The 25,434-nt window shown below is 30.1% G+C and carries 20 protein-coding genes; 9 read left to right on the top strand and 11 right to left on the bottom strand.

From position 1 onward, the window contains the following. The first annotated feature begins 36 nt into the window (after positions 1-36). Together PG913_RS01260 and odhB are read left to right on the top strand one after the other, a co-directional pair. Positions 37-2,763, top strand: a complete 2,727-nt coding sequence (locus tag PG913_RS01260) for a 2-oxoglutarate dehydrogenase E1 component (RefSeq protein WP_271231267.1) — start codon at positions 37-39, stop codon at positions 2,761-2,763. A 127-nt stretch (positions 2,764-2,890) separates the two neighbouring features. Next, positions 2,891-4,102: a 2-oxoglutarate dehydrogenase complex dihydrolipoyllysine-residue succinyltransferase gene (gene odhB / locus PG913_RS01265; RefSeq protein ID WP_271231268.1), complete on the top strand. Its 1,212-nt coding sequence runs from the start codon at positions 2,891-2,893 to the stop codon at positions 4,100-4,102. A gap of 59 nt (positions 4,103-4,161) precedes the next feature. Here the strand turns inward: odhB and PG913_RS01270 are convergent, their stop codons facing one another. Both PG913_RS01270 and PG913_RS01275 read right to left on the bottom strand, forming a co-directional pair. Continuing rightward, positions 4,162-4,854: an SMI1/KNR4 family protein gene (locus tag PG913_RS01270; RefSeq protein WP_271231269.1), complete on the bottom strand. Its 693-nt coding sequence runs from the start codon at positions 4,852-4,854 to the stop codon at positions 4,162-4,164. Beyond that, a complete protein-coding gene (locus tag PG913_RS01275) occupies positions 4,830-5,828 on the bottom strand; it encodes a metal-dependent hydrolase (RefSeq protein WP_271231270.1) in 999 nt (332 codons plus the stop codon). The genes PG913_RS01270 and PG913_RS01275 overlap by 25 nt, the downstream gene beginning before the upstream one ends. Positions 5,829-6,030: 202 nt before the next feature. Here PG913_RS01275 and PG913_RS12825 point away from each other — a divergent pair, with 202 nt between their 5' ends. The 6 genes from PG913_RS12825 to PG913_RS01300 all read left to right on the top strand — a co-directional run bounded on the left by PG913_RS12825 (position 6,031) and on the right by PG913_RS01300 (position 14,531). After that, positions 6,031-6,417, top strand: coding sequence for a TolC family protein (locus PG913_RS12825; RefSeq protein WP_333780769.1), 387 nt, complete (start codon positions 6,031-6,033; stop codon positions 6,415-6,417). Between the two features lie 43 nt (positions 6,418-6,460). Continuing rightward, a complete protein-coding gene (locus PG913_RS01280; protein ID WP_333780770.1) occupies positions 6,461-7,291 on the top strand; it encodes a TolC family protein in 831 nt (276 codons plus the stop codon). A 7-nt stretch (positions 7,292-7,298) separates the two neighbouring features. After that, positions 7,299-8,399 (top strand): efflux RND transporter periplasmic adaptor subunit, encoded by a 1,101-nt coding sequence (locus PG913_RS01285; protein WP_271231271.1) that lies wholly within the window; start codon positions 7,299-7,301, stop codon positions 8,397-8,399. 109 nt (positions 8,400-8,508) lie between these two features. Further along, entirely contained in the window at positions 8,509-11,703 is a 3,195-nt protein-coding gene (locus PG913_RS01290) for an efflux RND transporter permease subunit (protein WP_271231272.1), read from the top strand. Positions 11,704-11,727: 24 nt separating this feature from the next. Continuing rightward, the gene (locus PG913_RS01295; protein ID WP_271231273.1) at positions 11,728-11,913 is read left to right on the top strand and encodes a YgaP family membrane protein; all 186 of its coding nucleotides are present in this window, start codon (positions 11,728-11,730) and stop codon (positions 11,911-11,913) included. Positions 11,914-12,101: 188 nt separating this feature from the next. After that, complete coding sequence (locus PG913_RS01300) at positions 12,102-14,531, top strand: helix-turn-helix domain-containing protein (RefSeq protein WP_271231274.1); 2,430 nt, start codon at positions 12,102-12,104, stop codon at positions 14,529-14,531. 74 nt (positions 14,532-14,605) lie between these two features. On the opposite strand, the gene PG913_RS01305 is transcribed toward PG913_RS01300, so the two are convergent. From PG913_RS01305 to PG913_RS01345, 9 genes are all read right to left on the bottom strand, one after another. Next, positions 14,606-15,316, bottom strand: coding sequence for a DUF547 domain-containing protein (locus PG913_RS01305; protein ID WP_271231275.1), 711 nt, complete (start codon positions 15,314-15,316; stop codon positions 14,606-14,608). A gap of 147 nt (positions 15,317-15,463) precedes the next feature. Continuing rightward, a complete protein-coding gene (gene sufD / locus PG913_RS01310) occupies positions 15,464-16,777 on the bottom strand; it encodes a Fe-S cluster assembly protein SufD (protein ID WP_271231276.1) in 1,314 nt (437 codons plus the stop codon). Positions 16,778-16,781: 4 nt separating this feature from the next. Next, positions 16,782-17,534, bottom strand: a complete 753-nt coding sequence (sufC, locus tag PG913_RS01315) for a Fe-S cluster assembly ATPase SufC (RefSeq protein WP_271231277.1) — start codon at positions 17,532-17,534, stop codon at positions 16,782-16,784. A 25-nt stretch (positions 17,535-17,559) separates the two neighbouring features. After that, entirely contained in the window at positions 17,560-19,008 is a 1,449-nt protein-coding gene (gene sufB, locus PG913_RS01320; protein ID WP_271231278.1) for a Fe-S cluster assembly protein SufB, read from the bottom strand. A 13-nt stretch (positions 19,009-19,021) separates the two neighbouring features. After that, entirely contained in the window at positions 19,022-19,351 is a 330-nt protein-coding gene (locus PG913_RS01325; protein ID WP_271231279.1) for a HesB/IscA family protein, read from the bottom strand. A 105-nt stretch (positions 19,352-19,456) separates the two neighbouring features. Next, complete coding sequence (locus PG913_RS01330) at positions 19,457-20,515, bottom strand: cytochrome-c peroxidase (RefSeq protein ID WP_271231280.1); 1,059 nt, start codon at positions 20,513-20,515, stop codon at positions 19,457-19,459. Between the two features lie 4 nt (positions 20,516-20,519). Next, positions 20,520-21,296, bottom strand: a complete 777-nt coding sequence (locus tag PG913_RS01335) for an MbnP family protein (protein WP_271231281.1) — start codon at positions 21,294-21,296, stop codon at positions 20,520-20,522. Positions 21,297-21,298: 2 nt separating this feature from the next. Beyond that, complete coding sequence (locus PG913_RS01340; protein ID WP_271231282.1) at positions 21,299-22,621, bottom strand: hypothetical protein; 1,323 nt, start codon at positions 22,619-22,621, stop codon at positions 21,299-21,301. Continuing rightward, positions 22,622-24,172 carry a choice-of-anchor B family protein gene (locus PG913_RS01345; RefSeq protein ID WP_271231283.1) on the bottom strand — a complete coding sequence of 517 codons (1,551 nt, stop codon included), beginning with the start codon at positions 24,170-24,172 and terminating at the stop codon, positions 22,622-22,624. Between the two features lie 140 nt (positions 24,173-24,312). Here PG913_RS01345 and thiL point away from each other — a divergent pair, with 140 nt between their 5' ends. Beyond that, a complete protein-coding gene (thiL, locus tag PG913_RS01350) occupies positions 24,313-25,359 on the top strand; it encodes a thiamine-phosphate kinase (protein WP_271231284.1) in 1,047 nt (348 codons plus the stop codon). Positions 25,360-25,434: the final 75 nt, after the last annotated feature.

A 25,434-nucleotide genomic window follows, 5' to 3' on the forward strand; every position in this document is an offset into this window, starting at 1 on the left:
CATTATTCTTATTGACAGAAAAGCATAGTAAAATATATGGACAAGTTTTCGTTCTTAAACGCAGCACATACAGGTTTTATAGGTGATTTATATGAACAGTATCAAAAAAATCCTGATTCAGTAGAACCAAGTTGGAGGAGTTTTTTTCAAGGTTATGATTTAGCCAATGAAAATTATTCTTTAACCGATGAAGAAGCTTCAGTAGAAGTACCTGACGAAGTACGCAAAGAATTTTTAGTAATTGATTTAATAAATGGCTATCGTACTCGAGGGCATTTGTTCACTAAAACAAATCCCGTTCGTGAACGTAGACAATACAGTCCTACATTAGACATAGAAACTTTTGGTTTAAATAAATCAGATTTATCTACAGTTTTTAATGCAGGAGGTATTTTAGGTATAGGTCCAAAACCTTTATCTAAAATAATTGAACATTTAAAAGCTATTTTTTGTGATAGTATAGGTGTTGAATATATGTATTTACGTAGCCCTGACGAATTAAAATGGTGGCAAAATCGTTTGAGTAAAAATGATAACCATGCTAATTATGATGAAGAGGCTAAAAAATACATTCTTACAAAATTAAACCAAGCATCTACTTTTGAAAGTTTTTTACAAACAAAATACGTAGGTCAAAAACGTTTTTCTGTAGAAGGAGGAGAAACATTAATTCCTGGAGTTAGTGTTGCACTTCGTGATGCAGCCGAAAAATACGGCGTTGAAGAATGTGTATTAGGAATGGCACACCGTGGTCGTTTAAATACTTTGGTAAACATCTTTAAAAAACCAGTTCGCGATTTATTTAGTGAATTTGAAGGTAAAGATTTTGAAGATCAAGATATTGATGGAGATGTTAAGTATCACTTAGGTTTAACTTTAAGTAAAGAATACAAGGGCGGACAAAAAATGAAGATGAATTTGGTTCCAAATCCATCTCATTTAGAAACTGTAGATGCAGTTGCTGAGGGTATTGTTCGTGCTAAAGTAGATTTAGATTACAATGGAGATAATGGTAAAATTTTACCAATATTAGTACATGGTGATGCTGCAATTGCAGGACAAGGTATTGTGTATGAAATTGCACAAATGATGACCTTAAATGGTTATAAAACAGGAGGTACTATTCATGTTGTTGTAAATAATCAAGTAGGATTTACAACGAATTATTTAGATGCGCGTTCTAGTACTTATTGTACAGATGTAGCTAAAGTAACTTTATCACCAGTTTTACACGTAAATGCAGATGATGCAGAAGCGGTTTGTCATGCTATGGAAATGGCTGTTGAATATCGAATGAAATTCAAAAAAGACATTTACATTGATTTATTAGGGTACCGTAAATATGGTCATAACGAAGGTGATGAGCCTCGTTTTACGCAGCCAGATTTATACAAAGCAATTTCTAAGCACAAAAATGCTAAAGAAATATATGCTGAGAAATTAGTTAAAGAAGGTACAATTTCAGTAGATTATGTAAAACAAATTACAGCTGACTTTAAAGCACATTTAGAAACTGAATTTACAGAGTCTAAAAAGAAAACTACTTCTAAAATACAAGATTTCACGCCAGAGGTATGGGATGGTTTTGTACGTAAGCAATTACAAGAAATGTTACAACCTATAGATACTACGTATTCGGTTGAGGCATTAAAAGATATTGCAAAAGTAATTTCTACAACTCCTGAAGGACATAAATTTGTTCGTAAAGCAGAACGTATTTTACAAGGACGTCAAAAAATGGTGTTTGAAGAAAATGCTTTAGATTGGGGTACTGCTGAAAACTTAGCTTACGGAACTTTATTAGAAGAAGGATTTAATATTCGTATTTCAGGTGAAGATGTAGAAAGAGGTACATTCTCACACCGTCATGCAATTATGCGTGATGAAGAAACTTTAGAACGTGTTAATTTATTAAATACAAACACTAAGAATAAAGGAGAAATGACAATTTACAATTCTCATTTATCTGAATATGGTGTTTTAGGTTTTGATTATGGATATGCAATGGCAGCTCCTAATACATTAACTATTTGGGAAGCACAATTTGGTGATTTTGCCAATGGAGCACAAATTGTTTTTGATCAATATATTTCTTCAGCAGAAGCTAAGTGGAAATTACAAAACGGTTTAGTTATGTTATTACCTCATGGATATGAAGGGCAAGGACCTGAACATTCATCTGGTAGAATAGAACGTTTTTTACAGTCTTCATCAACTGATAACTGGACAATTGCAAATTGTTCAACTCCTGCAAATATGTATCATATTTTGCGTCGTCAAATGAAGCGTGACTTTAGAAAACCTTTAGTTGTTTTTACTCCTAAAAGTTTATTACGTTTACCAAAAGCTGTAAATACTATTGAAGATTTAGCAAACGGAACTTTCCAAGAAGTTATTGATGATACTATTGATACAACTAATGTTACAAAAATGGTTTTTTGTACAGGTAAGTTTTATTATGACATGTTAGAAGAACGTGAAAAGTTAAACAGAAATGATGTTGCTTTAGTTAGAATAGAACAATTATTTCCATTACATAATGATAAAATTAAAGAGGTAATGGATAGGTATCCAAATGTAACTCGTTATGTTTGGGCACAAGAAGAACCTAAAAATATGGGGTCTTGGAGTTTTATGTTAGAGCGTTTTGACTTAGCTAAATTAGAATGTGCATCAAGAGGTTATCATTCAGCACCAGCAGCAGGTTCTAGTACACGTTATAAACAACGTCATCAAAAAGTATTAGATCAGGTTTTTGATTAGAAAACTCGATTAAACACAATACTTATAACGTTTAATATAATAAAATATTAAGTGGTTAATCTTAAGAAATTAAGATTAATATCAAAGAAAAGAAATAAAATAATTCAGATATAAAAAGTTAGAACTGATGGTTTTAGAAATGAAAGTTCCTTCTCCGGGGGAATCAATTACAGAAGTAGAAATAGCAACGTGGTTAGTTGAAGATGGTGATTATGTTGAAAAAGATCAGCCAATTGCCGAAGTAGACTCTGACAAAGCAACGTTAGAATTACCTGCGGAAGAAAGCGGAATTATCACTTTAAAAGCAGAAGAAGGAGATGCTGTAGAAGTTGGTGCAGTAGTATGTCTTATCGATATGAGTGCAGCAAAACCAGCAGGTGAATCTTCATCTGAAACAAAAACAGCTGAAGCTCCTAAGGCAGAAGCTCCTAAAGCAGTTGAAGCTAAGGCTACAACATATGCAACAGGAACTGCTTCTCCTGCAGCTAAAAAAGTTTTAGCTGAAAAAGGAATTGATGCAGGTGCTGTAAAAGGAACAGGAAAAGACGGGCGTATAACTAAAGAAGACGCTGTAAAAGCAGTACCTTCTATGGGAACGCAACCTACAAACGGTTCTCGTGGAACTGAGCGTAAAAAAATGTCTATGTTACGTAGAAAAGTAGCACAACGTTTAGTAGCTGTAAAAAGTGAAACGGCAATGTTAACTACTTTTAACGAAGTAAACATGCAACCAATTTTCGATTTACGTAATCAGTATAAAGAAGATTTTAAAGCAAAGCACGGTGTTGGATTAGGATTTATGTCTTTTTTCACTTTAGCTGTTGTTAGAGCTTTAGAATTATATCCTGATGTAAACTCTATGATTGATGGAGATTACCAAATTAAAAATGAATTTCAAGATATTTCTATTGCAGTTTCTGGTCCTAAAGGATTAATGGTTCCTGTAATTAGAAATGCTGAAGATTTATCTTTTAGAGGTGTTGAAAGCGAAGTAAAACGTTTAGCTTTACGTGCTAGAGATGGACAAATTACTGTTGATGAAATGACTGGTGGAACATTTACTATTACAAATGGTGGTGTTTTTGGTTCTATGTTATCAACGCCAATTTTAAACCCTCCACAAAGTGGAATTTTAGGAATGCACAACATTGTAAACAGACCAATGGCTGTTAATGGTGAAGTAGTAATTCAACCAATTATGTATGTTGCATTATCTTATGACCACAGAGTTATTGATGGTCGTGAGTCAGTAGGATTCTTAGTAGCTGTTAAAGAAGCTTTAGAAAATCCTGTTGAGTTATTAATGGGTAACAACCCTACGAAAGCTTTAGAAATGTAAACTAAACTTTAGTTTTATATATATTAAAATCCCATGCATACTTTGCGTGGGATTTTTTATTAAAAACTATAACAGTTTATAGTATTATTTTTAAATCCATTTTCTTTCAAGATGTTATTGAATTCTTTATCATCTAGTTTAGTAATATTTGTTCGTTTATAAATGTTATGAATAATATTTTTTTGTTTATCAGTTAAATGTTTTTGATGTGTTTTAAACAAGTTATTACAATTTTCGTTTAAATTACCTTCCATTATTAACATATCTTTATCAAGTTCAATAACACACATTAATAAATATCTGAAAATAAATTCTTGAAATGTATTAGCAAGTATTTCAGCATTATCATCATCATGTAAAAGTAAAACTATGTGCTTTATTTTATTATTTTCATCAAGAAAAAAACAATATAAATCACCTCCTCCAGTTTTTCCGAAGGGTATAAATTTATAATGATATTCTTTTTTAATCTCTAAATAACATTCTTCATCTGAATAAAAGTCAATATTATCAATAACTTCTTTACTTGACGAAATAATATCAAAATCCCAATAATATAATAGAAGAGGAGGATTATTTTTTAATTTAGGATACTCATTTTCAAACCAACTATTACAAACTTCTCCCCAATTAAGCATATTATCTTCAGATAGTTTTCTGTAAATTTCGGGATATTTGAAATTATATTTATTCTCAATTTCGTTTAATTCTTCTAATTTCAATGTTTTTAATTTCCTTTTAATCTTGTCCATAAATCAGTTATTAATTTTTTTCCATCACGTTTATCTTTAGGTTCTTCGGTAAAAATTACATTTCCTAAATTATCAACAGTAATTTTATACTTAAAAACAAAATTTTCTGCATTTGGTTTGATACTTAAAAGCCCAAATCTTAAATCATTAAAGTAAAGTTTATCATCTTTTTTATTGATAGTATACCAACCTTCAGAGATAAAAATCATACGTTTAACACTTTCATTTTTAGAAAGATTCTCTAACAAATGATGATTTTTTAGATGTTTTGTAAAAGTGATTGGTTTTGTATCAAAAAAGGAATAATTAGCTAGTAAAAAAGCATCTTTTGTTTGTACGTTGGCACTCCATAGTATGGTATTTAAAGGAGAAGGTCTTGTATCAATTTCTGAATATTTGATATTCTGATTTTCTAAAGCTTTTTCAAACTGATTAAAAGCTAACCATTTTAATAAAAAAGTTAAGACTAAATAAGAAGAACTGATAATTAATCCCATTTTATTATAAAAATCACGTTTTTTGCTAACTCGTTTTTGTGTCATCGCAAAAATTAAAAACACTAAAAAAGGAAGGGTATAAAGTGGGTCAATAACAAAAATGGTTTTAAAAGCTAAGCGGATATCAAAAGGCCAAAATAACTGCGTTCCCCAAGTAGTATGTGCATCTAAAATAGGATGTGTTACAAATGCTAAAAAGAATAACCAAGTCCAATTTTTAAAGTTTTTATATTTTTCATAACGAGTTACAATCCACGCAAAAATAGGTGCAAAGAGTACAGAAAAAATAATAGAATGTGTAAATCCACGATGCATATAAAGTGCGGTTACTTTATCGGTAAAAAATGAAGCAAGTACATCTAAATCAGGAATTGTTCCTGCAATTGCTCCATAAAACATAGCTCTGTTTCCAATTTTCTTTCCTAAAACTGCTTCGCCAACAGCAGCACCTAATATAATTTGAGTTAATGAATCCATATATTACAAAAATAAACGAAGTAGATTAAACAGTCTAAAGAACTTGACTAAAGCTTTCTTTTAAGTATTTCTTCTATATTAACTTCACAGTAACAAATGTTACTTATAAAAGTGTATTAAGATAGTAGTTTTGTGGTAACTTAATAGAATAGTACCATTTAAAAATAAATTATTAATAGTATCATTTATATTGTTTTCGCTCTTGATAAGAGGACAAGAGGTTATGGTTATTGCCAAAAGTGATGTTATTGCTAAAGTGAAAGAGAATAATAATACACTTAAAATGTCGGCACAAGATATTTTAATGGCTAAAGCAGATTATAATCAAACAAATGCGGTGTTCTTGCCAGATATTACCGCTTCATATACAGGAATAGCAACTACAAATCCGTTAATGGCTTTTGGATCTAAATTAAATCAAGGAATTTTAACACAAAATGATTTCAATCCTGATTTATTAAATACCCCTTCTCAAACTCAAAATTTTGCAACAAAAATTCAAGTACAACAACCATTAATTAATCTTGATGGAATTTATCAACGAAAAGCAGCAAAAGCAAAATTAAACGCTACTACTTTTCAACATTGAAAGAACGAACGATTATATTCAGTTAGCAGTTGAAAAAGCTTACATGGAATTACAATTAGCTTATAAAACAGTTGAGGTTTTAGAAAAAGTACAACAAACTGCTAATGAAAATAAGCGATTAGCAACTAATAGTTTTCAACAAGGATATTTACAAAGAGCAGATGTATTAGCAGTTGAAGTTCGTGTAACTGAAATAGCAAATCAATTACAATATGCAAAAAGTGCTATTGAAAATGCGTCTAATTATGTATCATTATTGATGAATGATGCCAGTAATCGTATTTTAAAACCATCAGATTTATTGAGTGTAACTCCTGAGATAATTACTACTACAAAATTGTCTGAAAATAGAGCAGATATTAAAGCAATGCGTTTTGCAAAAGATGCTTATCAACAATTATATAAAGCTGATAAAAAGACATTTTTACCTCGTTTAAATGCTTTTGGAAGTTATGAATTATATGATGCTAAAATTTTTAAAACTGGAGGAAGTGGTTATTTAGTTGGAATGCAATTGAGTTGGGATGTTTTTAAAGGATATAAACGCTTTGGTAAAACTCAAAAAAGTAAAGCTACTTTTGAAAAAGCATCAATTGAATTAGAAGAATATCAGGCTAAAAGTACTGTAGAACTTAATAAGGCAAAACGTTTATTACATGATGCTAAAAATAACTTAATACTTACTGAATTGGCATTAGTACAATCAGAAGAATCTTTAAGGATAAGAAAAAATAGATTCGAACAAGGTTTAGAAAAAACAACCGATTTATTAGCAGCAGAAACAAAATATGCACAAAAACAATTACAATATTATAGCACGATTTTTCAGCATAATTATGCCAACGCTTACGTACAATTTTTAATCAAAGAATAATTTTAAGATGAAAAAATATTTATATACAATCGCACTTGTTTCATTATCTTTTTTAATAATAAGTTGTGGAAATGATACTAAAAAAATATCTGAAGATACTTCAAACCCAATTCCTGTAACCGTAAAAAAAGTTGAAGCAAAAAATTCAAATTTATTTGTAACCGCAAGCGGAAAAACTCAAGCTGTACAAAGTGCTAATTTAAGTACTCGAATGATGGGTTTTGTAAATGAAGTTTATGTAAATGTAGGTGATAAAGTAAAAAAAGGACAATTATTAATTGCTATAAATAATGCAGATTTACAAGCAAAACGTGCGCAAGTAAACGCAGGAATAGCTCAAGCAAAAGCAGGGTATGCAAATGCTGAAAAAGATTTTACACGTTTTAAAAATTTGGTGGCTGAAAATAGTGCTTCTCAAAAAGAAATGGATGATATAACGGCTAATTTTCAAATAGCAAAAGCACGTTTAGAAGCGGCAAATCAACAAAAGAACGAAGTGAATTCTCAGTTTAAATACACGAATATAACTGCTCCTTTTTCAGGGGTAATAACGAGTAAAAATATTGAAAAAGGTGCGATGGCAAATCCTGGAATATCGTTGTTATCAATTGAAAAGCCGAATGAATTTGAAGTAATTGCAATGGTTTCTGAAAGTGAAATTCTGAAAATCAAAAAAAACTCGGAAGCTACTGTTATTGTAAAATCAATCAATCAAAAAATAAAAGGGAAAGTTACCGAAATTAGTACATCAGCAAAAAATACTGGAGGACAGTTTTTAGTAAAAGTAGCACTTGATAAAACACCAATTAAAATTTTATCAGGAATGTTTACTACGGTTCAGTTTTCTACTTCAGAAACAACATCGGAAATTACTGAAAACAGAAAAATAAATACTGTATTAATTCCTAAAGATATAATCATCAAAAAAGGTCAACTTTCGGGAATATATACGCTAAGTCAAAGTAATACAGCTGTTTTACGTTGGTTGCGTTTAGGACGTTCTTTTGGTGAAAATATTGAAGTATTATCAGGATTATCTGCTGATGAAACTTATATAATCAATGCAAAAGGAAAACTTTACAATGGAGTTAAAGTTACAATTCAATAACTAAAAATTGCGTTAGGGATAGCAGTGGAAATCCTTTTTTTGCTGCCATATATGGCAAAAAAAGATTGCAACGGATAGCCCGTTTAAACGCCCAAAAATAATAAATAATATGAAAGAAGGTTTAGCTGGTAAAATTGCCAAAAGCTTTATAGGTTCTAAACTTACCGTGCTTTTAATGATCGTTTTTATGGTTGTTGGGGTATATAGTTCGTTTTTAATTCCGAGAGAGGAAGAACCGCAAATTGATGTGCCAATGGCAGATATTTTTGTTGGATATCCTGGGGCAAGTCCTACGGAAGTCGAATCGAGAGTTATAAAGCCTTTGGAAAAATTAATTTCGAATATCAAAGGAGTAGAGTATGTGTACGCAACAGCAATGAACGAGAAAGCAATGGTTATTGTTCAGTTTTATGTTGGCGAAGATATTGAACGTTCGTTTGTGAAATTATACAACGAAATTAATAAACATATGGATAAAATGCCGAAGGGTGTTACGTTTCCGTTGATAAAAACAAGAGCTATTGATGATGTGCCAATGTTGGGGTTAACGCTGTGGAGTGAAAATTATACAGGATATGAGTTAAGCCAAATGGCTGAAGAGCTTGAAGGAGAAATTAAGAAGATAAATGATGTAGCAATTACGCATAAAATTGGTGGTAGCGATAGGCAATTACGAGTTGTTTTAGATAAAGATAAATTAGCCTCATCAGGTTTAGATTTTTTAACAGTTTCTGAAATGATTAAGGCGAATAATAGTCAGTTAAGTTCGGGAAGTTTTATTAAAAATGATACAGAGTTTTTAGTGCAAACGGGTAATTTTTTAGCTTCTGTTACTGATGTTGAAAATTTAGTAGTTGGTATTCAACAAAATAAACCTATCTATTTAAAACAAATTGCTACTATTATTGATGGTGCTGAAATTCCTCAAAATTATGTGAGTTTAGGTTTTGGAAAAGCAAGTGATAAATCAACAAATTATAAATCAGAATATCCTGCAGTTACTATTTCGGTAGCAAAACGAAAAGGAGCAGATGCGATGAAAATTGCTGATGTAATTTTAGCAAAAGTTACACATTTACGTTCAACTTTAATTCCTGATGATGTACATGTTGAGATTACTAGAAATTATGGAGAAACAGCTTCGCATAAAGTATCGGAATTATTGTTACACCTTATCGGTTCTATTATTGCGGTTACTTTGGTAGTAATGTTGGCGATGGGCTGGCGTGGTGGTTTGGTAGTGTTTTTATCTGTCCCAATTACTTTTGCATTAACGTTGTTAAGTTATTATATGCTTGATTATACGTTAAACAGAATTACACTTTTTGCCTTGGTTTTTGTTACAGGAATTGTGGTTGATGACTCCATAATTATTGCCGAAAATATGCATCGACATTTTAAAATGAAGCGTTTACCTTTTAAAGAAGCCGCTTTATATGCTATTAATGAAGTTGGGAATCCTACAATTTTGGCAACTTTTACGGTAATAGCCTCTGTTTTACCAATGGCTTTTGTATCTGGATTAATGGGACCTTATATGGCACCAATGCCAATTGGAGCATCTATTGCAATGATTTTATCATTATTTGTAGCCTTAACAATTACGCCTTATTTAGGATATATTTTCTTGAGAGAAAAAGATAAAAAAGGTGCTGTTGAAAAACAAGAAAAACCTTTAGAGGAAACTTTTATTTATAAGATTTACAATAAATATGAACGTCCTTTATTAGAGAATAAAACAAAAAGATGGGCATTTTTAGGTGGTACTTTTATCGTTTTATTAGCAACGATGGTATTATTTTTCACAAAATCAGTAGCAGTTAAAATGTTGCCTTTTGATAATAAAAATGAATTTCAGGTGGTAATTGATATGCCTGAAGGAACAACTTTAGAACGAACAGGAGTGGTTGCTCAAGAAATTTCACAATATTTAGCAACCCGCCCAGAAGTGGTAAATTATCAGAATTATATTGGAACTTCTGCACCGATAACTTTTAACGGTTTGGTACGTCATTATGATTTACGTGGCGGAAGTAATATGGCAGATATTCAGGTGAATTTAATTGATAAAGGAGAACGAACTATTCAAAGTCATAATATTGCAAAATTATTTCGTCCTGATATTCAAAAAATAGCTTCAAAATATAATGCCAATGTAAAATTAGTAGAAGTTCCGCCAGGACCTCCTGTTTTATCAACCATTGTTGCCGAAATTTATGGACCTGATTATAAAGAGCAAATTAAAATTGCTAATAGTATTCAAGATATTTTAAAAGATACAGATGATGTAGTTGATATTGATTGGATGGTAGAAGATGACCAAATAAAGTATCAGTTTGAAATAGATAAAGAAAAAGCAATGTTGTACGGAGTTGCTCCTCAACAAATTGCTTATACTATGAATATAGCACTTTCTAACCGAGCAATTACAAATTTATATGATGAAAATTCGGTAAATCAAGTTGGTTTAGTGTTGGCTTTAGATGAAAAAGAAAAATCAAGTATTGCTGATATTTCTCAATTAAAGATAATATCGAAACATGGAAATATGATGCCAATTTCCGATTTAGTAAGCATCAAAAAAACAATTACAGCGAAAAGTATTTATCGAAAAAATCAAAAAAGAGTAGTATATGTAATGGCTGATATGGCTGGAGAATTGGAAAGTCCTGCCTATGCAATTTTAGGAATGGAAGAAAAATTAAAGCAAATTAAACTTCCTGAAGGTTATAAATTAAACGAATTATATTTAGGACAACCAGCTTATGAAGATGATTACACGGTAAAATGGGATGGAGAATGGCAAATTACGTTAGAGGTTTTTAGAGATTTAGGAATTGCATTTTTAGGAGCAATTATCTTAATTTATATTTTAATTGTTGGTTGGTTTCAAAATTTTAAAGCGCCAATTGTAATGATGGTTGCAATTCCATTATCATTAATTGGAATTGTTTTAGGACACTGGATTATGGGCGCATTTTTTACGGCTACTTCTTTTATAGGAATGATAGCTTTGGCAGGAATTATGGTTCGGAATTCTGTTTTATTGATTGATTTTATCAATTTAAGATTAGCCGAAGGAATTCCTTTAAAACAAGCCGCAATTGAAGCAGGAGCTGTTCGTACAACGCCTATTTTATTAACTGCAGGAACAGTAGTTATTGGAGCATTTGTAATATTATTTGACCCGATTTTTCAAGGATTGGCAATTTCGTTAATGGGTGGAACTATTGTATCAACAATTTTAACATTATTGGTAGTTCCGTTGGTGTATTATATGATTGAGCGTAAAAATTACAAGTAATTATAAATTTAAAAAAGAAACAAAATGTTAAATAAATATTTCAGAATTATAGTAGGAACTTTTGTATTGTTAAGTGTAGTTTTAACTGTTTATGTAAACTCAAATTGGATGTGGTTTACCGTATTTATCGGTGTGAATTTAATTCAATCGGCATTTACAAAGTGGTGTTTGTTAGAAACTATTTTATCAAAAGTATTTAAAATAAAATAATAGAAAATATTATTTTAAAAGCTATTAATCCTACACTTTTTGTGTAGGATTTTTTGTTTTCAATATTTAAATGATATTAAAATATAGAGATTTTAAAAAATATTCTGATTCATATAAAATTAAATAAAAGAGTATCTTAAAAAAAGTATTTTTACATATTCTAATAAATAGAGTAGAATAACTTCGTGATGATAGAAAATAAAGAATTAGACCTTGCCATTCAGTTTATAGAAAAAACAGATAGAAACCTTTTTATCACAGGAAAAGCAGGTACAGGAAAAACTACTTTTTTACATAAAATAAAAAATGAATCATTAAAAAGAATGGTTATAGTTGCGCCAACAGGTGTTGCTGCAATTAATGCAAAAGGTGTAACGATTCATTCTTTTTTTCAGATGCCATTTGGTCCTATTTTACCAAATCAGATTGAAAATAGTTCGAATCAGCAACGTAAATTTAATAAAACAAAAATTGATATTATAAGGTCTTTAGATTTAGTAATTATCGATGAAATTAGTATGGTTCGAGCTGATTTATTAGATGGAATCGACCAAGTTTTAAGAAAATATAAAAATAGAAATAAAGTTTTTGGCGGTGCACAGGTTTTAATGATTGGCGATTTACAACAATTATCGCCTGTGGTAAGACCAAATGATTGGAGTTTATTAAAAGAACATTATGCATCGGTTTTCTTTTTTAGTAGTAAAGCATTTCAAGAATCAAATACGGTAAGCCTCGAATTAAAGAAAATTTACAGGCAAGATAATGATGAATTTATCAAAATATTAAATGAAATTAGAAATGATTCTTTATCACCTAAATCAGAAAAAATATTAAATGAAAGATATAATCCAGATTTTCAACCTAAAAAAAATGAAGGATATATTACATTAACTACTCATAATAAAAGAGCGGATGCAATTAATACTTTAGCATTAGAAAATATAAAAAAGAAAAGCTATTTTTTTAAAGCCGATGTTTCTGGTAAATTCAATGAAAATTCGTATCCAAATAGTGCTGATTTAGAATTAAAAGTAGGGGCTCAGGTTATGTTTATCAAAAATGATAGCTCACCTGAAAAAAGATATTTTAATGGTAAAATTGGAGAAATAAGACTGATTGATGAAGATACTATTTATGTAAAATGTCCTAATGATGATTTTGAAATTGAAACTAAAAAAGAAATTTGGGAGAATATTACCTATTCAATAGATGAAGAAACTAAAGAAATAAAAGAAGATATAGCGGGTTCTTTTACTCAAATTCCTTTGCGATTGGCTTGGGCAATTACAATTCATAAAAGTCAAGGTTTAACTTTTGAAAAAGCAATTATTGATGCAGAAGCTTCTTTTGCACACGGTCAAACTTATGTTGCGCTTAGTCGATGTACTAGTTTGGAAGGGATCGTTTTAAAAACAAGAATTGGAAGTAGTTCAATTATTAACGATAGAACAGTCGATTCTTTTAACAAAAATGTAAATGAAAATGTACCTGATGAAACTGTTTTAAGTGAATCAGAAAAAACATATCAACTTAACTTAATTTCAGAATTGTTTGATTTTAGACCTTTTTTATATCCAACAACTCGAGCTATTGAAATTTTTTATCAAAATCAAACGAGTTTAAATGGTATTATGATTAATCATTTAGAAACGATAAAAGATAATGGAATTATTCCCTTATTAAAAGTAGCAAATGGTTTTAAAATTCAATTACAGCAACTATCGGAAGAAAATGTTTTAGCTGAAAATAGCGATGTAATTAATGATAGATTTATAAAAGCAATTACATATTTTAAAACTCAAACCGAAGATTTTATAAAAAAACCATTAAGCGGAATTTCATTTTCTACAGATAATCAAGCGGTTCAAAAAGATTTAGAAAAGCAGATTTATACACTACATAATTTATTATCGATAAAATTATATTGTTTTCTGAAATTAAAAGATAGTTTTCATGTAAAAGATTATTTGCAAATTAGAGCAGATGCAATTTTACAAAATGCAGAAAAACCAGTTAAAAAGAAATTAATTTCATCAAGAGATCCTGCTTTAGCAGTAAGTTTACGAGAATTAAGAGATCAGATTTCGAAGAAAGAAGGAATTCCTCATTTTCAGATTTTTACTCAAAAAACTTTATATGCAATTTGTGATTCTCTTCCACAAACAGCTCAAGAATTATTGAAAGTTGAAGGAATGGGTAAAATTAGAGTGCAAAAATATGGTGGTCAAATTTTAGATGCAGTTAGTATTTATTGTAAAAAACAAGGTCTTAATCAGAATATTAAATTAGGTGTAAATAAAGTAGGAGTAAAGAAAAAAGAAGTGAAAATCCCAACAAGAGAAATAACTTATAATTTTTTCAAAGAAGGGATATCAGCTAAAGAAATAGCTAAAAAAAGAGGTTTAACATTAAATACTATTGAAACACATTTAGCTAGTTATCTTAGTGCTGGAGATATTGATATACTAGATCTTATGCCTGTAAAAAGGTACAATAAATTATTAAAATCGATAGAAGATACAGATTTTAAAACTTTATCAGAATTGAAGAAAAAAGTTAGTAAAGAGTTTTCTTTTAATGAGTTAAAAATGGTTTTAATGTCATTGAATTTATAACATTAAAAAGTTAAGAATAAAAAAAACGGAAATACAATTTTTGTTTTCCGTTTTATTATAAGTATTAATTGAGTTTATTTTTCGTTTAAATCCCAATTATATTCTAAATATTTGATGGTTGCTCTATCATTAATAAGTGTATTAGAATACTTATTTATATAGTCTCTTAATGAAGATTTAACTGTAAAATCTTCTAAATACCATTCAAATATTTTAGAAATTTCAATATCATCTGGTGTTATTTGATTTTTATTAGAATCGTTAAGAAAATTTTTCATTAATAATTCTAATGAACTTTCAATGTTTTTTTCTGTAAAAGCAAAATTTGGAAAACGAGGACCAGATTTTGAAGCAGCATTTATAGCTACATGAATTCTAGGGTCATCATGCCAACGACGTAATATTTTGTGTTCAATATGATCTAACGAATATATTTTTTTACCTACAGTTGCAATTGGTATTTTCCATGCATTTTTCCCTTTACGTTTAATATCTGTAATTTTTTTTAAGGGATAGCTATCTACTATCAATTTGATGGTATATGCATTGTATGCATTAATCCAAAATGCTTTAGCTTTTGAAGTACTCCATTTTTTTTGAGGTACAGTTTTTTCTAGATGTTTTAAATATAAATCTAATAAAGCTTTATTTTTTCGTAACCCTTTATAATCGATGTCACCTTCTGTACTAACATAGGTTTTAAGTAGTGCATTAAATACATCTGTTTGCGATTGTGATTGTATGCTAACAAATAGTAAACTGAAGAGTATAATAATTTTACGCATTTTTTTTAGGTTTAAATTTTTTAATTAGTTTAATTCTTTTGACGTAATATTTTGTAAATCATTACAAATATCATCTTTTTTTATATAAAAAAAAGATCATTCAATATTGAATGATCTTTCTTTTAGTAAATTACAGTAATTTATATATTATAAATCAAATCCGATATCAACTCCTAATTGTTTAGCAATAAGTTTATTGATTCTTTTCTTAACTTCTGGAATTTTTACACTTTCTAAAACAGTATTTGCAAATGCATACATTAATAATGCTTTTGCTTCTTTTTTAGGAATACCACGTTGTTGCATGTAAAATAATGCATCATTATCTAATTGACCAATCGTACAACCGTGAGAACATTTTACATCATCTGCAAAAATCTCTAATTGAGGTTTTGCATTAATTGTAGCTTTATCACTAATCAAAACATTATTGTTTTGTTGATAAGCATTTGTTTTTTGAGCTTCTTTTTCAACAATAACTTTACCGTTAAAAACAGCAGTAGAACGATCACCGTAAATACCTTTGTAATCTTGATGAGATTCACAATTAGGTTCAATATGATGCACCAATGTATGATGATCGATATGTTGTTTACCTTCACTAATTGTAATTCCTTTTAAAATAGAATCGATATGCTCTCCTCTTTGATAAAAGTTTAAATTGTTACGTGTAATATTTCCTCCAAAAGAAAAAGTATGTACAGAAACAATACTACTTGATTTTTGCTCTATGTAAGAGTTATCAACCAAAGAAGCATTTTTATCATCATTTTGAATCTTGTAGATATCAACCGTTGAATCTTTAGCTGCATAAACTTCTGTTACCGCATTTGTTAAAACAGGGTTAGAAGTTAAACTTTGATGACGCTCAATAATTTGAACATGTGCATTTTGTTCTGCAATAATCAAATTACGAGGCTGCGTCATAATAGCATCCTCACTACCTGTAGTAAAGTAGATAATCTGTATTGGTTTTTGAACCTCTACATTTTTAGGGATATGAATATAAGCTCCTTCATCAGCAAAAGCAGTATTCAACGAAGTTAAATTATCTTGCTTTGCTATTTTATTGAAATGTTTTTCAATAATAGCTTTATATTTAGGTTTCGTTAATGCAGATGACATTAAACAAACATCTATAGTATCGTGTGTAGTTTCTGATAAGAAAGAACTATATTTTCCATCGATAAATACCACTTTGTAAGTGTCTATATCGTGGATAAAATATTTCTTTACATCAGCTAATTCTACAGCAGCTTCCGAACTAGGAAAAATACTATAATCTTGCTTTAATACTGAATTTAAAGAAGTGTATTTCCAAGCTTCTAATTTTTTAGTTGGGAAACCTAATTCTTCAAAATTTTGTAATGCTTTCGTTCTAATATCATGAATATCAGAATCCACATCTACGCCATTTTCAAATGCTACGTACGATGCAGTTAGTTTTTCTTTTAATTCCATTTTCTTAAGAATTAACTTCTTCCTTAATCCAATCGTATCCTTTTGCTTCTAATTCTAAAGCTAAAGAAGCATCACCAGATTTTACAATTTTACCATCGTATAAAACGTGTACAAAATCAGGAACGATATAATCTAATAAACGTTGGTAATGTGTAATAACAATTACTGCGTTGTCTTTCGATTTTAATTTATTAACTCCGTTAGCAACAATACGTAAAGCATCGATATCTAAACCAGAATCAGTTTCATCTAAAATGGCTAATTTAGGCTCTAACATTGCCATTTGAAAAATTTCATTACGTTTCTTTTCTCCACCAGAAAAACCTTGGTTTAAAGAACGAGATAAAAATTTACGGTCTATTTCTAATAATTCTGATTTCTCACGAATCATTTTTAACATATCCTTTGCAGGCATGTCTTCTAAACCTTTAGCTTTACGATTTTCGTTAATAGCTGTTTTAATAAAGTTAGTTACAGAAACTCCAGGAATTTCTACAGGATATTGGAACGATAAAAACACGCCACTGTGTGCTCTTTCTTCAGGACCTAATTCACCAATATCTTCACCATTTAAGCTTATTGATCCGTTGGTAACTTCGTATTCTTCTTTTCCTGCAATTACAGAAGCTAAAGTACTTTTACCAGCACCATTAGGACCCATTATTGCGTGAATTTCACCGGCTTTAACTTCTAAATTCAATCCTTTTAAGATTGATTTATCTTCAATGTTAGCGTGTAAGTTTTCTATTTTTAACATGGTAATATATCTTTGTTATTGGCTATTAACCAACGCTTCCTTCTAAACTGATTTCTAATAATTTTTGTGCTTCTACAGCAAATTCCATTGGTAATTTATTTAGTACTTCTTTACTAAATCCGTTTACGATTAATGCAATTGCTTTTTCGGTATCTATTCCACGTTGGTTACAGTAAAATAATTGGTCTTCACCAATTTTACTTGTAGTTGCTTCGTGTTCTATTTGCGCCGATTTATTTTTTGTTTCAATATATGGGAATGTGTGTGCACCACATTCATTACCCATTAATAAAGAATCACACTGAGAGAAGTTACGCGCATTTTCTGCACGAGCTCCAATTTGAACTAATCCTCTATAACTGTTTTGTGATTTTCCTGCCGATATTCCTTTAGAAATAATGGTTGACTTAGTGTTTTTACCTAAGTGAATCATTTTAGTACCAGTATCAGCTTGCTGATAATTATTGGTTACAGCTATTGAATAAAATTCTCCAACAGAATTATCTCCTTTTAAAATACAACTAGGGTATTTCCACGTTACAGCAGAACCAGTTTCTACTTGTGTCCAAGAAACTTTTGCATTAGTTTCACAGATAGCTCTTTTTGTTACAAAATTGTAAACACCACCTTTTCCTTCTGCATTTCCAGGATACCAGTTCTGAACAGTAGAATACTTAATTTCAGCATCATCCATGGCAATTAATTCAACAACAGCGGCATGTAACTGATTTTCATCTCTACTAGGAGCTGTACAACCTTCAAGGTAAGAAACATAACTTCCTTTATCAGCAACAACTAAAGTTCTTTCGAATTGTCCTGTTCCTCCTTCATTAATTCTGAAGTAAGTTGATAATTCCATTGGGCAACGAACACCTTTTGGAATATAACAGAAAGATCCATCAGAAAATACTGCTGAATTTAATGCTGCATAAAAGTTATCTGTAGTTGGAACAACAGTTCCTAAATATTTTCTTACTAATTCAGGATGTTCTTGAATAGCTTCAGAAATAGGCATAAAAATAATACCTTTTTTACCTAATGTTTCTCTAAAAGTTGTTGCAACAGAAACTGAATCTACTACAATATCAACAGCGACATTAGCTAATTTTTTTTGTTCATCTAAAGAAATTCCTAAACGTTTAAAAGTGTCCAGTAATTCTGGATCAACTTCATCTAAACTATTTAATTTTGGTTTTTCTTTTGGAGCTGAATAGTAAGCAATGTCTTGAAATTTTGGTTTTTCATAATGAACATTTGCCCATTCTGGTTCCTCCATTTCTTTCCAAACTTTAAAGGCTTCTAAACGCCAATCAGTCATCCATTGTGGCTCGTTTTTCTTTTTAGAAATAGCACGAACTACATCTTCATTTAACCCTTTTGCAAAGGTTTCACTTTCTATGTCAGTATAAAAACCATATTCATATTCTTTGGTTTTTAACTCTTCTCTTAAATCGTCTTCGGTATACTTGCTCATTTGAGTTGTAATGTTATAAAGAAAAACTTTCTCCGCAACCACAGGTACGGTTTGCGTTTGGGTTGTTAAAAACAAAACCTTTTCCGTTTAAACCTCCAGAATACTCTAAGGTAGTTCCTACTAGGTATAAAAAACTTTTTTTATCAACAATAATTTTTATGTCGTTTTCTTCGAAAATTTTATCGTTTTCTTGGGTGTTTTTGTCAAAAGTTAAGTCGTACGATAACCCTGAACAACCTCCACTTTTTACGCCAACACGCACAAAATCTACTGCAGCATCAAAACCGTCATCAGTCATTAACTGGATAACTTTATTTTTTGCTGTTTCTGAAACTTTTATCATTTTTTTAGTGGTTTAAGCTAAATAAGTTGCAAATATACAATATAAGTCTCATTTAATTACAGAACCTTTGATAGGGTTTTGTTATCGTTATATCATTGTTTCTGATTATTCTTGAAATTCAAGATTGTTAATGAAGTCATTATCAGAAAGAGAAAGAAGAAATGTTTTTAAATCATCTTTGTCTTTTTGAGAAAGGTTAACACCTCCTTTGTTTACACTTTTCATTAAAGGGTCTATTGTTGAAGAGTTTTTTAAACCTGTTGAATAATGATTTATAACATCTTCTAAAGTAGCAAAACGACCATCGTGCATGTATGGAGCTGTAAATTTTAAATTCCGAAGCGATGGCGATTTAAATTTTCCATTATCATTCGGATCGCCAGTTATTTTACCTAATCCTAAATCAGTAAAAATAGCATCTAAACCATTATTATGAAATTTATTATCCGTCCATAATGGGTTGTTATTACTTCCATGACAATGAAAACAATCTCCACGAGTTTCATCCATAAAAACATCAAAACCATTTTTTTCTTCGGATGTCAGTTGTGCTTTTCCTAATAAATATTGATCAAATTTTGAGTTTCCAGAGATTAAAGTTCTTTCAAACTGTGCAAGTGCTTTGGTTATTAAAGTAGAATCTATTTTGATATTTCCAAAAGCTTGCTGAAATAAAAATGGATATTCAGCATGATTTTTAATTTTTTGAGCAACATTTATCCAATTACTATGCATTTCTATTGGATTTCTAACGGGCTCTAAAGCTTGACTTTCAAGACTTGTTTCTTTTCCATCCCAAGTAAAACGCTCATCAAAATTCCATGCTAAATTAAATAAAGGCATGGAGTTTCTATTGCCAATTTTTCCATCAACACCTTCACTAAAACGATTTTCATCCGTAAAAGCTTTTTGAGGATTATGACAACTAGCGCACGATTGTGTATTGTCTTTTGATAAAATTTCATCAAAAAATAATTTTTTACCTAAGGCAATTCCTTCTTCTGTTAAAGGATTATTTGTAGGGATAACAGGTTCAATTAATTTTTGTTGAAAAAGCTCAGGTATTTTTAATGATGTAGGTTTGGGCGTATATATTCCTTCTTCTTTTGATGAACAACTCATTAAAAGAAGAAGGAATAAAAACAAAATATTTTTTTTAATCATTTGTTTATTGCGTAATTGTACCTAAACTAAAAACGCCTTTTTTACCATTTTCAGACATTGTTTTTTGAGCTTCATAATCCATCATTAAGCTGATGTTTTTTTTATTTAAATCCCAATCATTTGGGTTTTTAAACCATTGCGCAACATTCATTTTTATTTCAATAGTTGCGTTATTTTTAACATTTATACTACCTAAATCAACTGAAAAAGAAGTGTCTTCTGCTTTTTTTGTTTCGGTATTATAAGCTCTAATTGTATGAAAGTTATAAGGGTTTTCAACATTCTTAGTATCTTTATATTTTCCATCCATTTGCATAAAATGGTAACCACCGCCTAGCATCATCGGTACGCCCCAAGAAGCTGTGTTTAAATCAGCATAATTACCATCAATATTATCATCTTCATTAAAACCAAAAGTCATGGATAGGTTGTAATTTCCTTCTGATATTTTTACAGATGGATTAAATAATGAGCTTTCAGAATTACTTAAATCTACTAATTGATAACCATCAAAAGTAGTTGCTTTTCCTGCTCCGTCAGTTAAGGTTATTTTTGATATTAAATAACGTAATTTATCAATTTTAAGAGTTGTTTCTGTTTTTATATCTGTACCTATTATATAAGAAAATTCGGTACTACTTAAATCTGATTTTTCAATAGTAGTTCCATCCCAATTTTGCGAAAAATTAACTTTAATATCAACTTCTTTAATTGGCTCGTCGTTATCTGAGCTACATGAAAAAATAAATAGACTTAATAGTAGTATTGAAAACTGTTTCATAGTTATTTTAATTTGATGATTAATAGGTCTGAAAATCCTTTGTTTGTAGGTATATCTTCAGTATTACTGTTGCTTTCACCAACTGCAATTATATTTCCATTAGCTAATTGAATAGCATCATAACAAAAATCGACAGCTGTACCACCAATGGTTTTTTGCCAAAGTTGCTTTCCATTTTTATCTATTTTAAGAAGCCAAGCATCATTTTGACCTTTATTGATAATTTGATTATCAGTACTTCTTGAACTTCCCGAAATTAAAAAATCACCATTATTAGTTTTGTTAATTGAGCGACCAACATCAAAACTAGTACCGCCATAATTTTTTTGCCAGATTAATGTACCATTTGTATTTATTTTGATAACCCATAAATCAGCGCCACCATTGTTGTCTGTTACATCTTTGTCATCGCTTCGAGTATCGCCAATAATGATAAAATTTCCGTCATCAGTAGGAGTTATTGCTCTTGCTTCATCAATTTGATCACCTCCAAAAGATTTCTCCCAAATAAGTGTTCCTGTTTTATTTATTTTGATAACCCAAAAATCATAACTACCTTGATTATTATTGATATCAACATCAACACTATCTGATGTTCCAATCATTAAATAACCATCAGAAGTTGCTGTAATTCCGTAACAGGTATCAGTATTTGTACCTCCAAAATATTTTCGCCATTCAATATTTCCGTTAGCATTTAATTTTATCGCCCAATAATCGCCACCGGCGTGTCTTGCTGCTGATTTTGCATTTCCTGCGCCTCCTGAAGCTGTAACATCTAAAATACCTCCTATAAAAAAGCCACCATCATTGGATTCAATAATTTGAAAACCTTTATCTGTTCCTGCAAATCCTGTGTTTTTTTTCCATAGAATATTTCCAGTAGCATCTAATTTTAAAATCCAAATATCTTCAAAACCTTCATTTTCGTTAACGTCACCATCAGCACTTTTACTGTATCCTATTACAGCAAAACCATTGTCACTGGTTTCAATAATTTGATACGCTTTTTCATCTTTTGAACCTCCGTATGTTTTTTGCCATTGTAAAGTATCATTTTCATCAAACTTTAATAGCCAATAATCATACTGAATTGTTGTTTTTGATGTTGAAATATCTCCATCAATACTTTGCGTAAATCCTAAAACAGCATAGCCATTATCTGAGGTTTGAATAACGCTTCTTCCGCTTTCGTTTTTTGAACCACCATATGTTTTTACAAAATCAATAGTTAATTGTTTTGTTATTGTAGCTGACGGAGTATCATTATTACAACTGATAAAAATTATAAAAGCTGATAAAAGTATTGAAATTGGTTTTAACATTTATTGTTTTTTAACGATGAATAAACCACTGTTAATATCACTTATTATTATTTTTCCGCTATCAAAATATGGATATACGTTCCATACTCCATTAAAATTAGCACCATTATTGTTTGGATAGGTATCAAAATAACCAGTTTCTGTTATTGATTTGCTAGATATATTTGTAATATCAATAAAACGAACACCTGCTGTGTAGTTCGCTAAATAAAACATGTTGTCTTTTATATACCCATTATGATCAATTGCATTAGTAGGACCAGTATAACTAAAATGCTCTTTAGGATTGTCTAAATCAGTGAAATCAAAAATAATATTTCTTGTTTTGTTTCCAAATTTTTGTTCATCTAACTCATCTCCTAAAATAAAATATTTTTTATTTTCTGTAAACCAACCTTGGTGAGTATAACCAACATTTGCATACGATATTTTAGAGATATTTTTAGGATTTGATTTGTCGCTAATATCAACTATAACAACTTCATTTTCGTTACTACCGATTAAAATTTCTTTACCAGTGTAATCAGAATCAGGACCGTTATAATTAATTACTTGTGCATCATGACTATAATTATCTGTTCCCCATCCACCTTCAGTTTTAGGGTTTTTAGGATCTTGTATATTGATAAATAAAGGACCTCCTTTATAAGGACCAGATTTACTAGTTCCTACAGGGTATGCATATCCTGATTCTTCATTAATTACCATATTATGAGCACTACCAAATTCTTTAAAGTGGGTATCAGGACTAAATGTTTCAGGAGGTGTAGATACGTTTCTTAATCTTGTTAAATCAAAAACTTGCATTCCGTGTCCATAAGCTTCACTAACAATAAAAGCATGGTCTTTATATATTTTAACATCTCTCCAAGAGCTATTAACAGTTGCTGTTGGTATCTTACCTAAATAAACAGGATTGTTTGTGTTTGTAATATCAACAAAAACAGTTCCGTTGTTTACACACATTATTGCATATTCTTTGTTAGTACTAGCATCTGTCCAACCCCAAGAGTCATTTCCTTCAGTAGCGCCAAAGGTACTTAGTGGAATGTGTAACAATAAATCATAACCGTTACAAGGGTAAATTCCTGCCATACCTGAAACACATGGAACTTTATTATCTATTGATGAATCATCACATACATCACCTATACCATCGCCGTCTGTATCTTTTTGATCTGGATTAGCCGTGTTAGGACAGTTATCTATATCGTTTTTTATACCATCTTTATCAGTATCATTTAAATATTTATCACACACATCTCCTATACCATTTCCGTCTGTATCTTTTTGATCAGGATTAGGCATTAATGGACAATTATCATCTACATCTTTAATTCCATCATTATCGTCATCATCATCACAAATATTACCTTTTCCATCACCGTCAGTATCTAATTGCTCTTTATTAGCTGTATCAGGACAGTTATCTAAAGAGTTAATTATTTCATCACCATCAGTATCATTATTGATTTTTACGGAAGGAGAATTACAAGATAAAATAAGGGTAAGTAAAGAATAAAAAAGTGTTTTTTTTATAGTGTTGTTCATAATGATTTTGATTTTAAGTGCTAAAGTTACAGAATTAACTAAGTATAAAACAGTTAATAACTAGTAAACCCTATCTTTATTTTAAAAGGAGTTATTTATTTATCCTATTTTGTTTACTTACTTGTTGTTATCTTTGCCAAATGTTAGAAGATAAAAATCAAGAAAGAACCTCATTAGCTGAACTAGGAGAGTTTGGTTTAATAAACCATTTAACGGAGCATTTTAAGTTATATAGCTCATCAACAACAAAAGGAATTGGTGATGATGCTGCTGTAATTAGCGCATCAGAAAAAGAACGCTTAATAACTACTGATTTATTAGTAGAAGGTGTACATTTTGATTTAAGCTACATGCCATTAAAGCATTTAGGATATAAAGCTGTAATGGTTAATTTATCAGATGTATATGCAATGAATGGTGTTGCAGAACAAATTACCGTATCAATTGCTGTTTCAAATAGATTTCCTTTAGAAGCTTTAGAAGAATTATATGCAGGTATTCAATTAGCTTGTGATACTTATAAAGTTGATTTAATTGGAGGAGATACAACTTCATCAACAAAAGGAATGTTAATTTCTATTACCGCAATAGGAACAGCAGAAAAAGAAGACATTGTTTACCGAAACGGTGCAAAACCTACCGATTTAATTGTTGTTTCTGGAGATTTAGGTGCTGCATATTTAGGTTTACAGGTTTTAGAAAGAGAGAAACAAGTATTTCAAGTAAATCCGCAAAGTCAACCAGATTTAGATGCTTATACCTATTTAATAGAGCGTCAATTAAAACCAGAGGCTCGTAAAGATATTACAGAATTATTAAAAGAAATGGAGGTAAAACCAACTTCTATGATTGATATTTCTGATGGATTGTCATCTGAAATAATGCATATTTGTACACAAAGTAAAACAGGATGTAAAATTTATGAAGATAAATTACCGTTAGATCCTCAAGTTATTTCTACTTCTGAAGAGTTTAAAATGGATAGCACCATGATTGCTTTAAGTGGCGGTGAAGATTATGAATTATTATTTACAGTGCCTCTTGCCGATTTTGATAAAATCAAATCAAACCCGAATTTATCAATTATTGGGCATATTGTTGCAGAAAGTGAAGGACTGAATTTAGTTACACGTGCAAATCAAGAAATTGAATTAAAAGCACAAGGATGGAATACATTTAAAGAATAAATACAAAACATATTAATATATTAGAAACCATACTTTTTAAAAGTGTGGTTTTTTTTTGATTAAATTTAAAAAATA

Origin of the sequence: Tenacibaculum pacificus, assembly GCF_027941775.1 — a bacterium.
GTDB lineage: Bacteria > Bacteroidota > Bacteroidia > Flavobacteriales > Flavobacteriaceae > Polaribacter > Polaribacter pacificus_A.

Excerpts from the sequence above, each read along its gene's own strand:
- thiL (WP_271231284.1), top strand. The coding sequence starts at position 24,313 with ATGTTAGAAGATAAAAATCAAGAAAGAACCTCATTAGCTGAACTAGGA.
- PG913_RS01285 (WP_271231271.1), top strand. The coding sequence starts at position 7,299 with ATGAAAAAATATTTATATACAATCGCACTTGTTTCATTATCTTTTTTA.
- PG913_RS01300 (WP_271231274.1), top strand. The coding sequence starts at position 12,102 with ATGATAGAAAATAAAGAATTAGACCTTGCCATTCAGTTTATAGAAAAA.
- PG913_RS01325 (WP_271231279.1), bottom strand. The coding sequence starts at position 19,351 with ATGATAAAAGTTTCAGAAACAGCAAAAAATAAAGTTATCCAGTTAATG.
- PG913_RS01280 (WP_333780770.1), top strand. The coding sequence starts at position 6,461 with ATGGAATTACAATTAGCTTATAAAACAGTTGAGGTTTTAGAAAAAGTA.
- PG913_RS01330 (WP_271231280.1), bottom strand. The coding sequence starts at position 20,515 with ATGATTAAAAAAAATATTTTGTTTTTATTCCTTCTTCTTTTAATGAGT.
- PG913_RS01270 (WP_271231269.1), bottom strand. The coding sequence starts at position 4,854 with ATGGACAAGATTAAAAGGAAATTAAAAACATTGAAATTAGAAGAATTA.
- PG913_RS01340 (WP_271231282.1), bottom strand. The coding sequence starts at position 22,621 with ATGTTAAAACCAATTTCAATACTTTTATCAGCTTTTATAATTTTTATC.
- PG913_RS01295 (WP_271231273.1), top strand. The coding sequence starts at position 11,728 with ATGTTAAATAAATATTTCAGAATTATAGTAGGAACTTTTGTATTGTTA.
- PG913_RS01275 (WP_271231270.1), bottom strand. The coding sequence starts at position 5,828 with ATGGATTCATTAACTCAAATTATATTAGGTGCTGCTGTTGGCGAAGCA.
- odhB (WP_271231268.1), top strand. The coding sequence starts at position 2,891 with ATGGTTTTAGAAATGAAAGTTCCTTCTCCGGGGGAATCAATTACAGAA.
- PG913_RS01345 (WP_271231283.1), bottom strand. The coding sequence starts at position 24,172 with ATGAACAACACTATAAAAAAAACACTTTTTTATTCTTTACTTACCCTT.
- sufC (WP_271231277.1), bottom strand. The coding sequence starts at position 17,534 with ATGTTAAAAATAGAAAACTTACACGCTAACATTGAAGATAAATCAATC.
- PG913_RS01335 (WP_271231281.1), bottom strand. The coding sequence starts at position 21,296 with ATGAAACAGTTTTCAATACTACTATTAAGTCTATTTATTTTTTCATGT.
- PG913_RS01290 (WP_271231272.1), top strand. The coding sequence starts at position 8,509 with ATGAAAGAAGGTTTAGCTGGTAAAATTGCCAAAAGCTTTATAGGTTCT.
- sufB (WP_271231278.1), bottom strand. The coding sequence starts at position 19,008 with ATGAGCAAGTATACCGAAGACGATTTAAGAGAAGAGTTAAAAACCAAA.
- PG913_RS01305 (WP_271231275.1), bottom strand. The coding sequence starts at position 15,316 with ATGCGTAAAATTATTATACTCTTCAGTTTACTATTTGTTAGCATACAA.
- sufD (WP_271231276.1), bottom strand. The coding sequence starts at position 16,777 with ATGGAATTAAAAGAAAAACTAACTGCATCGTACGTAGCATTTGAAAAT.
- PG913_RS01260 (WP_271231267.1), top strand. The coding sequence starts at position 37 with ATGGACAAGTTTTCGTTCTTAAACGCAGCACATACAGGTTTTATAGGT.